This window comes from Nakamurella sp., from assembly GCF_048594475.1.
Classification (GTDB): Bacteria; Actinomycetota; Actinomycetes; order Mycobacteriales; family Nakamurellaceae; genus Nakamurella.
In genome coordinates this window covers 1-12,053 of sequence record NZ_JBMDXT010000122.1, presented here as the reverse complement: position 1 = coordinate 12,053, position 12,053 = coordinate 1, and the positions used below count along the sequence as shown (strand labels likewise).

The window sequence follows — 12,053 nt, the reverse complement described above, 5'->3', positions numbered from 1 at the left end:
GCGTAGTAGGCCAGCACGCCGAACGAGGAGAAGCCGATCGCGCCGCGCCCGTCGACGGTCGCGGCCCGGACGGCGACCACCGCGCCGACGGCCCGGCCGGCGTTCCGCGGCACGTGCGACCGCGGGCCGATCGCGGCGAGCCGGTGGGGGAGGTGCCCGTCGCGGGCCATCGCCAGGGTCGTCCGGGAGACCCCCAGGACCAGCGCCAGCAACGACCCGACCGCGGCGACGGCCGCGCCCACCCGGACCACGGGGACGAGCCACGGGCGTCCGGCCGCGGCGAACGCCTGGGCCAACGGGTCGGTCGCGGCGGCCCGCGCGGTGGGTCCGAGCACCATCAGGACGGTCACCGCGACGGCGGTGTACACGGTCAGCGTGATGGCCAGGGCGATGGCGATGGCCCGCGGGATGGTGCGGGCCGGATCGCGCATCTCCTCGCCGAGGGTGGCGATCCGCGCGTACCCGGCGAACGCGAAGAACAGCAGCCCGGCGGCCCGCAGCACGCCGTCCACCGTGGCGTCGCCGCCGACGCCCAGGCCGGACGGATCGGCGACGGGGCTGGTCACACCGGCGACGACCACCGCCGCGAGCACCGCCAGGACGAGAGTCACGATCACCCGGCCGGCCAGCGCGGTGCGCTGCACGCCGACGCACGTCAGTCCGGTGACGGCCACCACCGCCGCCACCGCGACGGCGTGCGCCTGCGCGGGCCACAGGTAGCTGCCGGCGGTCAGCGCCATGGCCGCACAGGAGGCGGTCTTGCCGACGACGAAGCTCCAGCCCGCCAGGTGGCCCCAGAAGGCGCCGAGCCGTTCCCGCCCGTACACGTAGGTGCCGCCGGAGGCCGGGTAGCGGGCGGCGAGCCGAGCCGAGGAGGTGGCGTTGCAGTACGCCACGACGGCGGCGACGGCCAGGGCGGGCAGCAGCCCGGAACCGGCGGCGCCGGCGGCCGGCGCCAGCGCGGCGAAGATGCCGGCCCCGATCATCGCGCCCAGCCCGACGACGACCCCGTCGGCGGTGCCCAGCCGGCGCACGAGGCCTGGATCAGCCATCCCCGATGCCCTTGTCCTGAAACATGATTCGGCCTTCCGCTGAGATGCCCAGCGTAGTGAGCCGGCCCGGACGCGGGCGGGGTCGGACCGGATGCGGGGTCGGACTGGGCGGGGACCGGGACTGAGCCGGGGCGGGGACCGGGCCTGAGCCGGGGCGGACGCGGGGCGGGACCGGGCCCAGCCACCCGTTGAAGAGTTGCGCTCGCTCAGCGAGCACGCGCCTTCACTCGATCCGCGCCCGGCCCGGTCATCGGGGGTGAGCGCATCTGCGCCGGAGGAACGGGGTCGTCGGTGCCGGCGGAACGCCGTCGGTGCGGGAGGAAGGGAGACGGCCGGGGACTGCTGCTCGTCCGCCGGCCGGCCGCCGTGGACCCACCTGCGTCCGCCGGGGTCATCCGTGCCGGTCGGCCGATCACCGGGGATGATCCACCGGTGCGCGTCGCCGGATGATGCGGTGACCGGTGGGGATTCGGGGGACGGTATGACGGAACGCGACGACCGCTCAGGGCCGCGGGACGACGGTGGCCTGACCGGCCCGACCGCGGCCGACTCCGGCCCGCCGGCCGGTGCGGACCGGGGTGCGCCGAAGGGTGTCGCGGGGGACGGGAGCGTCGTGGACGGGTCCGCTCGGACCGGCGCTGACGGAAACCGCGTCCCGGACGAGGTCACAGCGAGGGATGGCGTGCGGCCCCCTCCCGGAGATCGTTCACCGGCGGTCGCCCGACCGGGTCCAGGCCCCGATTCACCGGCGAGCTCGGACCTGACGCCCGGCTCCTGGCCTCCGGCGGGTCTTCCGCCGCCATCCGGCCCGGCTGCGCCGGACCCGGCAACGGGACCGGGCTCCGGCAGGCCGTGGTGGGCCACCCCCGGGGTCGTGCCGGCTCCCGGCTTCCCGCCGCCGGTCGGCGCGGCCGGCTACCCGCCGGGAGGGGGCTACCCGCCGGCCGCGACGGACCCGGCCGGGGCCGGGTACCCCGCCCCATCCGGGCCCACCGGCCCCGGACCTGCCGGCGGCCCGTATCCACCGGTCCCGGGCGTGCCGCCGGGGGCCGGCCACCCGGCCGCCCCCGGATACCCGCCGGGCCCCGGCTACCCGCCGGGCCCCGGATACCCGCCGGGCCCCGGATACCCGCCAGGGGCCGGCTACCCGCCGGGCCCCGGATACCCGCCGGGGGCCGGCTACCCGCCGCCGGGCTCCCCGGGGCGGCCGGGTCCGCAGCCCGTGCGCGGGCTGGGCATCGCCGTGCAGGTGCTGATGGCCGTCGGGTTCGTGGTCGGCGCCGTCGAGCTGGTCGCCGCCTGGGGGCTCGCGCGACTGGTCGATCGGCTGCTCGACCCGCTGAACACCGTCACCGAGGCCGAAGCGGACCGGGCGGACCAGTTCCAGCAGACGGCGGTGCTGCTCGATCTGGCGTGCTTCGTGGCCACGGCGATCGTGTTCCTGATCTGGTTCCGGCGGCTGCGGATCAACGCCGGCTGGTGGGCTCCGCAGGTGCAGCGCCGCAGCCAGGGGTGGGCCGTCGGCGGGTGGTTCGTGCCGGTCGTCAACCTGTGGTTCCCGTTCACGATCGCCCGGGACATCCTGGCCGGCTCGCGACCGCCGGGGTCGGCGGACCGGTCGGGGCAGACCGTGGTCACCCTGTGGTGGATCGTGTGGATCGTCCAGCTGGTCCTGGGCGTCGCCTACCGCGGAATGACCCGGGACCCGCGGACCATCGACGACTACGTGACGATCGCCAACACCGGCGTCGCGATCTCGGTAGTGGATCTGGTCCTGACCGTCCTGGCCGTCCTGGTCGTGCGGTTGTTGACCGGCCTGCAGGAACGCCGGCTGGTGGCCGACGGGCTGCCCGCCTGAAGCGCATTTGCGGAGCCGGGTCGCGGCCGCCGGACGTTTTTCGGGACGTGGCGGGCCCGGCCGCCGGTCTGATGGCGCTGGTCGGCCGTTCGCCCGCGGTTCGATAGGGTCCTGCGGCGGCGTGTACCCGTGGAGTGCGCGATTTCGATGAAAGGCAGAGGCGTCCGTGCGCATCGGAATTCCCAGGGAAGAGCAGCCGGGCGAAACTCTCGTCTCGGCGACCCCCAAGACGGTGGTCAAGCTGATCGGGCTCGGTTACGACGTCGTCGTCGAAGCCGGGGCCGGGGCGGCGGCCAAGTTCCCGGATGACGACTACGTCGCCGCCGGCGCCACCATCGGCACGTCGGCGCAGGTCTGGGCGGCGGACGTCGTCACCAAGGTCAACGAGCCGACTCCCGACGAGGTGGCGCGGCTGGCCGAGGGCGCCGTGCTGATCGACCGGATGACGCCGACCGAGCACCCGGAGCTGATCGAGGCCCTGCAGGCGCGTCGGGCCACCGGCCTGAACCTGCTCGCCATCCCGCGCATCTCCCGCGCCCAGTCGATGGACGTGCTGTCCACGATGAGCAACATCGCCGGCTACCGGGGCGTGATCGACGCCGCCGAGTCCTACGGCGGCATGTTCGCCGGGCAGGTCACCGCGGCCGGCAAGACCCAGCCGGCGACCGTCTTCATCATCGGCGCCGGGGTGGCCGGCCTGGCCGCGATCGGTGCGGCCGTCAGCCTGGGCGCGCAGGTCCGGGCGTTCGACGTGCGGCCCGAGGTCGGTGAGCAGATCGAGTCGATGGGCGCGACGTTCGTCCAGGCCGCCGCGGCCCAGCAGCAGGTCTCGTCCGACGGGTACGCCCAGAAGCTGACCGAGGACCAGGAGGCCGCGACGCAGCGGATGTACGCGCAGGAGTCCGCGAAGGCCGACATCGTGATCACCACCGCGCTGGTCCGCGGGTGGGCGCCGACCACGATCACCGCCGAGATGGTCGCGGGCATGAAGCCGGGCAGCGTGATCGTGGACCTGGCCGCCGTCGGCGGCGGCAACTGCGAGGCCACCGTGCCCGGCGAGAAGGTCGTGACCGACAACGGCGTGACGATCATCGGGTACACCGATCTGACCAGCCGGATGCCGGCCCACACCTCGCAGCTCTACGGCACCAACGTCGTCAACCTGCTCAAGCTGCTGACCCCGGGCAAGGACGGTCAGCTGACCCTGGACATGGACGACGTGGTGCAGCGCGCCATCACCGTCACCCACGCCGGCGAGGTGCTGTGGCCGCCGCCGCCGGTGCAGGTGTCGGCGGCCCCCAAGGCCGATGCGGCCGCGGTCGAGAAGCCGCACGTGCCGACCGCCGCCGAGCTGGCCGAGAAGGAGCGGCGCCGGCAGCAGCGGCTCTACTCCTGGTTCGGGGTGGCCGCGGTGCTGGTCGGCCTGGCCATCACGTTCTCGCCGGCCAGCTTCCTGGGCTACTTCACCGTCTTCGTCCTGGCGGTGTTCGTCGGGTTCTACGTGATCACGAACGTCTCCGCGTCCCTGCACACCCCGCTGATGGCCCAGACGAACGCCATCTCCGGGATCATCCTGGTCGGCGCGCTGCTGCAGCTGGGCAGCACGAACGTGCTGGTGGTGGTCCTGGCGTTCGTCGCGGCCACGGTCGCCGCGATCAACATCTTCGGCGGGTTCGCCGTGGCCGGTCGGATGATCTCGATGTTCCGGAAGGACGCCTGAATACAGTGAACACTGTCGACGAGCGTTGGTATTCGTTGGTGCAAGCCGCGTACGTGATCGCCGGCGTGCTGTTCATCTTCTCGCTGGCGGGCCTGTCGCAGCAGAAGACGGCCAAGGCCGGCAACACCGCCGGCAAGATCGGCATGGCCCTCGCGCTGGCCGCGACCGTGCTGCTGGCCCTGCTCAACTCCGAGCAGGCCGTCGCGGTGACCGCTGCGCTGATCGCCGGCGCGCTGCTGATCGGCGCGGTGATCGGCACCATCGCCGCCCGCCGGGTCGAGATGACGCAGATGCCGCAGATGATCGCCATCCTGCACAGCTTCGTCGGCCTGGCCGCGGTGCTGGTCGGCTTCAACTCCTACCTGACCGAGGACCACGCCGACGTCGTGCACCTGGTGGAGGTGTTCCTCGGCGTGTTCATCGGGGCGGTCACCTTCACCGGCTCGATCATCGCCTACCTCAAGCTGTCGGCGAAGATGAAGTCGGCGCCGCTGACCCTGCCCGCCCGGAACCTGCTGAACCTGCTGATCCTGGTGCTCAGCGCGGGGCTGCTGGTCTGGTTCGTCGCCGCGCCGAGCCTGCTCCCGCTGATCCTGATGACGGTGCTGGCGCTGCTGCTGGGCCTGCATCTGGTCGCCGCCATCGGCGGCGGCGACATGCCGGTCGTGGTCTCGATGCTCAACTCGTACTCGGGCTGGGCGGCCGCGGCGGCCGGCTTCATGCTCAGCAACAACCTGCTGATCATCACCGGCGCGCTGGTCGGCTCGTCCGGCGCGATCCTGAGCTACATCATGTGCAAGGCGATGAACCGGAAGTTCACCGCCGTCATCCTGGGTGGCTTCGGGTCCGAATCGAAGGGCGCGGCCACGTCCGCAGCGGACAAGGACTACGGGGAGCATCGCGAGACCACCACCGGTGATCTGGCCGAGCTGCTGCGCGAGTCGCAGTCCGTCGTGATCGCCCCCGGCTACGGCATGGCCGTGGCCAAGGCGCAGTACCCGGTGGCCGACCTGACCAGCAAGCTGCGGGCGATGGGCAAGGACGTCAAGTTCGCGGTCCACCCCGTCGCCGGCCGGCTGCCCGGTCACATGAACGTGCTGCTGGCCGAGGCCCGCGTGCCGTACGACATCGTGCTCGAGATGGACGAGATCCAGGACGACTTGCCGGACACCGACGTCGTGCTGGTGATCGGGGCGAACGACACGGTCAACCCGGCCGCCGCCGAGGATCCGGGTTCGCCGATCGCCGGCATGCCCGTCCTGCAGGTCTGGGAGGCCAAGCACGTCGTGGTGTTCAAGCGGTCGATGGCCACCGGGTACGCCGGCGTGCAGAACCCGCTGTTCTTCCGCGACAACACCGCGATGCTGTTCGGTGACGCCAAGGATCAGGTGGAGGAACTCGCTCACCTGGTCGGGGTCTCGGCCCACGAGATGGCCCCCGTCCAGGGCTGACGCCACCACGCCGCGTGGGTGGGCGTCTGCGCCGAACAAGTAAAGAGCCCCCCAAGCGTGTCGTGCCCGGATCCGCGGCCGGGGCTGGCATCCTGCACGCATGACGCTAGGGCGGGTCCGCGGTCTGAGTCCGGAGGAAGTCGTGCGCGCCCGGTCGTTGCGGGCCCACGGGTACTCCGCCCGGCAGATCGCCAAGGTGCTCGGCATCTCCCGCGTCACCGCGGCCGCCTTCGTCCGGCAGCCCGCAGAGGCCGATGCCCGGGCCCTGGCCGCGGGCGAGGTCCGGGCCTGCTGGGTCAGCCCCGGGTGGAGCGCCGGGCTGCTGGTCGACGAGCGCTACCGCTGGCCCGACCGGCCCGACACGGTCGCCGACACCCCCGGCCTGGCCGCGGTGCTGATCGCCCGCAGCGCCGGCCGGGACACGGTCAGCGCATGCGGCTACCTGGTCGACCTGTACTGCCTGGGCGTCAAGGACGTCATCGGCCCGCGCATCCTCAACGACCAGCAGCACGCCCAGTTCACCCGGACGTTCTTCGCCGGCTACCGGCAGCCGCCGGTCGCCGCACCGATCGAGCTGGCCCAGCAACTGGTGCTCGGCGCGGCCCGGTACGCCCGCTCGTTGGGCTTCGAGCCGGCCGCCGGGTTCGACGCCGTCCGCGGGCATCTGGGTGACTGGTCCGGGGTCCGGGCGGTCGCCTTCGGGCGGCAGGGCCGTCCCGAGTACATCCAGGGGCCGTACGACGACGCCGGTCAGGTCGAGGGCACGCTTCGCGGGTCTGCCGGCGGTCCGACCGTCGAGCAGGTGGCCGCCGCGGTGGCGGCCGGCAACCCGGACCGGGCCGGCGGAGCCCGGCCCCGACCGACCGGCCCGGCGGCCACCCCGCCCGTGTCGGGCGCGGCGGGCTCAGCGGCCGGCGCGGGCCGGATCGAGCTCGTGGGCGTCTGACGCCGGCGGCTCAGCGCACCGTCCACAGGGACAGCGAGAACCACCCCCGCTCGTCGGTCCACCATCCCCGGCCGGCGAAGCCGGCGGCCGCGAGCTCGGCGGTCAGGCCGTCCCGCCGGAACTTCGCGGAGATCTCCGTCCGGATCTCCTCCCCGGCCGCCAGGCGCACCGTCAGACCCACGTCCTCGATGCGGGTGGTGATCTCCCGCCCCGCGCGCAGCCGCATCTCGATCCACTCGTGCTCCGGGTCCCAGACCGCGACATGGGTGAAGTCGGACCGGCGGAAGCCGGCGCCGAGCCGGTGGTTGAGCACGTCCAGCACGTTGAGGTTGAACGCGGCGGTGACGCCGGCCGCGTCGTCGTAGGCCGGGACGAGGATCTGCGGCGACTTGACCAGGTCGGCGCCCAGCAGCAGGTGGTCGCCCGGCCGCAGGGTCCGTCGCAGGTCGGACAGGAACGCGGCCCGGGCCGCCGGCTCGAAGTTGCCGATCGTGCCGCCCAGGAAGGCGACGGTCCGACCGGCGCCGTCCGGCAGCACGTCCAGCTGCTGGGTGAATTCCGCCCGGACCGCCTCGATGCGAAGCTGCGGGTACTGCGCCACCAGGCCGGAGCAGGCCTGGCGCAGCGCATCCTCGCTGACGTCCAGCGCGACGTACCCGGGCCGGTCACGCCCGTCCGGCCCGCCCCCCGCCGCCGGTCGCGACGCCCCGGCTGGCTCGTCCAGCATCGCGTCCAGCAGCAGCCGGGTCTTCTCCGAGGATCCGGACCCGAGCTCGACGAGCGTGCGGGTCCCGGCCAGGGCGACGATCTCGACGGCCCGCTCGGCCAGGATCGCGCGCTCCGACCGCGTCGGGTAGTACTCGGGCAGCCGGGTGATGTCCTCGAACAGCTCGCTGCCGACCTTGTCGTAGAACCACTTCGGCGGCAGCCACTTGGCCGGGGCGGTCAGCCCGGCGATGACGTCGGCGCGCAGGCTGCGGTCGGCGAAGTCAGCTGGCAGGTGATCCTGGTAGGCGTAGGGATGGGAGAAGGGAAGGGTCATGCGTCGACTCCGGATCGATCGGTGAAGGTGGGTCGGGCGCCGGCCGGGACCGGCTCGACGGCCGTGCCGGCGGCATCGGCGATGAGCAGCGAGCCGTCCGGCACGTCGACCCATCCCGGGTCGTCGTCGTAGGGCTCGGAGGCCACGACCACCCCGCCGGGGAGCCGCCGCCAGCACAGGCTGGTGCCCCAGGCGGTGGCGGTGATGGCCTGCCCGTCCGTGAGCAGCAGGGTGGCCCGCCCACCGCCGGCCTCCTCCACCCGGGCGATCACCTCGGTCAGGGCGGCCGCCGCGGTCTTGCCGCGAGCCAGCAGGCCGACGGTGATGGCCCAGAGCAGGGCGGAATCGGTGGGGGCGTCCAGCGTCGCCAGCACGCCCGCGTCCAGGCCCCAGCCGAGCCGGGAGGCGCCGTCCGGCCACCCGGGCAGGGCCCCGTTGTGGCTGAACAACCAGCGGCCGCGCCGGAACGGGGCGGCCGCGGCCGCCGACTGGCCGCCGACCATGCCGGGGGTCGCCGAGCGGACCGCGGCCAGCAGGGCCGGTGTGGTGATGACCCGGGCCAGTTCGCCGAAGGTCTCGTCCGCCCAGACCGGCCCGGCCCCCCGGTGCCGGGCCGGCTCGACGGGGCCGGCCGGGTCCGGGCTCGGATACCAGCCGACCCCGAAACCGTCCGCGTTGACCACCCCGTGCTGCTGCCGCCGCGGCGCCCACGACTGCCGGACGAGGGAGAACGGCGGATCGGTCAGCAACTCGCCCATCCGGATCGGCGCACCGACGTACGCAAGGTGCCGGCACATGCTCAGCCCTCGCCGGGGGCGGCGTCGCGGGCACAGCGGAAACCGGCGAAGATCTGCCGGCGGATCGGGTAGTCCCAGTTCCGGAACGTGCCCCGGCAGGCGACGCGGTCGGCCGCGAACGACCCGCCCCGCAGCACCTTGTACTCCGGGCCGAAGAACACCTCGGAGTACTCCCGGTACGGCCAGGCCGCGAAGCCCGGGTAGCCGGTGAAATCGCTGGACGTCCACTCCCAGACGTCGCCGATCAGTTGCCGGATGCCCAGCGGGCTCGCGCCGGCGGGGTAGGCGCCCACCGGGGCCGGGCCGAGGTGGTCCTGGCCGAGATTGGCCCGCTCCGCGGTGGCCTCGTCGTTGCCCCAGGGGTACTGCCGCGACTCGCCGGAGGCCGGGTCGTGCCGGGCGGCCTTCTCCCACTCGGTCTCGGTCGGGAGCCGCTTGCCGGCCCACCGGGCGTACGCGTCGGCCTCGTACCAGCAGACGTGCATCACCGGTTCGTCCGGCGGCACCACCTCGGTCCGGCCGAACCGCCGGCGGAGCCAGTCCCGGCCCTCCCGCCGCCAGAACAGCGGGGCGGCCAGGCCGACCTGCTGCACGTGCCGCCAGCCCGCCGGGTCCCACCAGCGGCGATCGGCGTAGCCGCCGTCGGCGATGAAGTCCTGGTAGTCGGCGTTGGACACCGGCACCGTGTCCAGCCAGTACGCCTCGACCGGCACCTCGTGGGCGGGCCGTTCGTTGTCCAGCGCCCACGGGTGGGCCGACGTGCCCATGGTGAAGGAGCCGGCCGGGACGAGCGTCTCGGCCGGCCACGGGTCGGCCGGGGCGCTCGGCGGGGCCGGCGCATCGAGCACCGGGTCGCCCTGCCGCAGCTGGTGCGTGGCCAGCATCGTCTCGGCATGTTGCTGCTCGTGCTGGGCGATCATGCCGAAGACGAAGCCGCCCTCGGTCAACCGGCGCCCCCGCAGCGGCGTGCGTTCCAGCAGATCGATCACCTTGTCCCGCACCTCGCCGACGTACCGCCGGGACTGGGCCGGGTCGAGCAACGGCAACGCCGGCCGGTCGGCGCGGGGGTGCTGGAACGCGTCGTAGAGCTGGTCGACGGTCTCCGGCAGCAGGGGGTCGCGCCCGCCGACGTCGCGCAGCAGCCAGAGCTCCTCCTGGTTGCCGATGTGCGCGAGGTCCCAGACCAGCGGGGACATCAGCCGGGAGTGCTGGCGGACCAGATCGTCGTCGTCCACCGCGTCGGTCAGCAGCCCCGTGCGCCGCCGGGCCCGGGCCAGGTCCTCGACGATGCGGGTGCGGACCTCGTCGTCGGGCAGGTCCTGGGCGGGCGGGCGGCCCGTCGGGCGGGGCGGCGTGGAGTGATCGGTCATGCGGTTCCCTCCCCGAGGGCATCGGTCTGGTGACAGGTCTGGTCGGCGGCCGCGACGCCCGGCGGGTCGTCGGCGGGGCAGCGGCCGCGCAGGGTCCAGCGCTGCAGGTAGGCATCGATGTGGTCGGCGAAGCGGCGAGTGGCCGGATCCCGGCGCAGGCTCCCGGCCGCGGCGTCCAGCACGGCTACCGCCGCCCGGGCCAGATCCGGGTCCGCGACCCCGTGCCGGGCGGCGGCGGCCCAGCGGCCGCGGACCGGTTCCCCGGCCGCCCGCGCCCGGGCGCCGGCCCGCGGGTCGTCGACCAGGGCGGCGACGACGGCGGTCGGCACGATCCACCAGCAGCCCGGCTGGGCGTCCAGGTACCGCACCTCCAGATGACCGCGCGGCCGGACCGGCGGGAACAGCGTCGTCAGGTGCCGGGCGAGATCGTCCAGCGTGGGCGGTGGCCGGTCCGGGACCGCCGCCCGCCCGCGGCGCAGCCAGTCGCGAAAGCTCACCCCGGGTGGGGCCGACCAGTCCGGGCCGTCCCGCCGGACCAGCATCAACGGCGCGTCGAGCGCCCACCGGGTGTAGGCGGCGGCCGGATCCGTGCCCGCGTCGACGGGCGGGCCGGCGGTGCGGGCCGGGTCGAGGCTCTGCCAGATCGCCTGCCGGCTGCTGCGGAAACCCGCGTACCGGCCGCGACCGCCGGGCGAGTTCGCGAACGCCGCGACCAGCGCCGGTCCGATGGCGTGCAGCAGCTCCCAGCGGTCGCCGGGCGCGTCGTCGCCGGTCCGGGCCTCGACGTTGACCTGGACCGATGCGGTCGAACACATCATCCGGGGACCGGCCGGGCCCCAGGGCCGGAAGTAGTGCGCCATCGCGACGTAGCGCGGTTCGTCGGTGATCCGGCGGGGGCGGCGACCGGCGTCGAAACCGGAGCCGATGAGGCGGGCACCGCATGCGCCGGCCCGGCGGTGCAGCAGGGTCAGGTCGCGATGGACGGTGTCGACGGTGGCCGGGAGGTCCGGCCCGGGGCGGGAGCTGAGCTCGACCTGCCCGCCGGGCTCCACCGTCAGCCGGCCGTCCAGCCGGTGCGGGCCGCCGTCGAGGGTGCTGATCAGGTGGGGGTAGCGGTGACGCGGGTAGTGGGTGGTCGGCGCGTCCGGATCCGGGCCGCCGACGAGCAGTTCCAGTTCGACACCGATGCGGCGCGGGGGGCCCTTCTTGAAACACGTCCGCGGGATCCATGCCTCCGCCGCCGGTTCGGACAGGGGTGGCTCGGCCAGGCGCAGTTCGGGCCTGCGGGCGCCGGACCGGGACGGCCCCACCTCGGTGCGGGCGGGCTCGGACATGGTGGCCTCCTGGGGGCTCGTGGTCCCGGCGCCGGTCCGGGTCGCGGTGGAGTGGTTCCCGACTGTCCCCACCAGTGTGTCCCTCGGGTCCGACAGTGGGGTCGTCCGGTGCCCTCCTCCCGGTGCCGGCCGGCCCGGCCGGCGCCGGCAGCCGGCGAGCAGACAGGTGCCCGACCCGGGCCCCGGTGAAGCGTCCGGCGCCCCGGCCGGGACGGACCTCTCGAACCTTCCGGGGCCGGCGGGCGTGGTTCTGGCAGCGTGGTCCCCACACCGGTGCGCGGGTCCGGCGCCGGGGTCGGTGCGGCGGGCCTGGCGCAGCGGTCGGTGCGCGACGCGGGCCGGGGTGCGTTGGGCCGACGACCGGGGCGCGCCGAGGCGGCGATCAGGGCGGTGGCGTGGTCCGGGACGGAGATCGGCGGGCCGACCCATCGGCGGCCGGCGCGGCCGGCACGGCCGGCGCGGCCGGCGCGGCCGGCGTGGCCG

The 12,053-nt window shown here is 74.5% G+C and carries 9 protein-coding genes; 4 read left to right on the top strand and 5 right to left on the bottom strand.

The window, feature by feature from the left end:
* Nucleotides 1–1,052, bottom strand: a 1,052-nt coding sequence (locus ACOJUF_RS06400; RefSeq protein WP_420121027.1) for an APC family permease, incomplete at its 3' end; no start/stop codon positions are given.
* A gap of 1,222 nt (nucleotides 1,053–2,274) precedes the next feature.
* Here ACOJUF_RS06400 and ACOJUF_RS06395 point away from each other — a divergent pair.
* The 4 genes from ACOJUF_RS06395 (at nucleotide 2,275) to ACOJUF_RS06380 (ending at nucleotide 7,027) form a co-directional block, all read left to right on the top strand.
* On the top strand, nucleotides 2,275–2,910 hold the full coding sequence (locus tag ACOJUF_RS06395) for a DUF4328 domain-containing protein (RefSeq protein WP_420121026.1): 636 nt from the start codon (nucleotides 2,275–2,277) through the stop codon (nucleotides 2,908–2,910).
* Nucleotides 2,911–3,076: 166 nt separating this feature from the next.
* On the top strand, nucleotides 3,077–4,630 hold the full coding sequence (locus ACOJUF_RS06390; protein ID WP_420121025.1) for a Re/Si-specific NAD(P)(+) transhydrogenase subunit alpha: 1,554 nt from the start codon (nucleotides 3,077–3,079) through the stop codon (nucleotides 4,628–4,630).
* Entirely contained in the window at nucleotides 4,627–6,081 is a 1,455-nt protein-coding gene (pntB, locus tag ACOJUF_RS06385; protein ID WP_420121028.1) for a Re/Si-specific NAD(P)(+) transhydrogenase subunit beta, read from the top strand. The genes ACOJUF_RS06390 and pntB overlap by 4 nt, the downstream gene beginning before the upstream one ends.
* Before the next feature lie 100 nt (nucleotides 6,082–6,181).
* Complete coding sequence (locus ACOJUF_RS06380) at nucleotides 6,182–7,027, top strand: helix-turn-helix domain-containing protein (RefSeq protein ID WP_420121024.1); 846 nt, start codon at nucleotides 6,182–6,184, stop codon at nucleotides 7,025–7,027.
* 10 nt (nucleotides 7,028–7,037) lie between these two features.
* Here ACOJUF_RS06380 and egtD read toward each other — a convergent pair whose 3' ends face one another.
* Genes egtD through egtA form a run of 4 tightly spaced genes read right to left on the bottom strand, consistent with a single transcriptional unit; the run spans nucleotide 7,038 to nucleotide 11,570 of the window.
* On the bottom strand, nucleotides 7,038–8,069 hold the full coding sequence (egtD, locus tag ACOJUF_RS06375) for an L-histidine N(alpha)-methyltransferase (protein ID WP_420121023.1): 1,032 nt from the start codon (nucleotides 8,067–8,069) through the stop codon (nucleotides 7,038–7,040).
* Entirely contained in the window at nucleotides 8,066–8,866 is an 801-nt protein-coding gene (egtC, locus tag ACOJUF_RS06370) for an ergothioneine biosynthesis protein EgtC (protein WP_420121022.1), read from the bottom strand. Before egtC ends, egtD begins: the two co-directional genes overlap by 4 nt.
* A 2-nt stretch (nucleotides 8,867–8,868) precedes the next feature.
* Complete coding sequence (gene egtB, locus ACOJUF_RS06365; RefSeq protein ID WP_420121021.1) at nucleotides 8,869–10,236, bottom strand: ergothioneine biosynthesis protein EgtB; 1,368 nt, start codon at nucleotides 10,234–10,236, stop codon at nucleotides 8,869–8,871.
* Nucleotides 10,233–11,570, bottom strand: coding sequence for an ergothioneine biosynthesis glutamate--cysteine ligase EgtA (gene egtA / locus ACOJUF_RS06360; RefSeq protein ID WP_420121020.1), 1,338 nt, complete (start codon nucleotides 11,568–11,570; stop codon nucleotides 10,233–10,235). Before egtA ends, egtB begins: the two co-directional genes overlap by 4 nt.
* Nucleotides 11,571–12,053: the final 483 nt, after the last annotated feature.

What these genes read in the sequence shown, in the direction of transcription:
- egtD (WP_420121023.1), bottom strand. Translation starts at nt 8,069, where the DNA reads ATGACCCTTCCCTTCTCCCATCCCTACGCCTACCAGGATCACCTGCCA.
- egtC (WP_420121022.1), bottom strand. Translation starts at nt 8,866, where the DNA reads ATGTGCCGGCACCTTGCGTACGTCGGTGCGCCGATCCGGATGGGCGAG.
- egtB (WP_420121021.1), bottom strand. Translation starts at nt 10,236, where the DNA reads ATGACCGATCACTCCACGCCGCCCCGCCCGACGGGCCGCCCGCCCGCC.
- ACOJUF_RS06380 (WP_420121024.1), top strand. Translation starts at nt 6,182, where the DNA reads ATGACGCTAGGGCGGGTCCGCGGTCTGAGTCCGGAGGAAGTCGTGCGC.
- egtA (WP_420121020.1), bottom strand. Translation starts at nt 11,570, where the DNA reads ATGTCCGAGCCCGCCCGCACCGAGGTGGGGCCGTCCCGGTCCGGCGCC.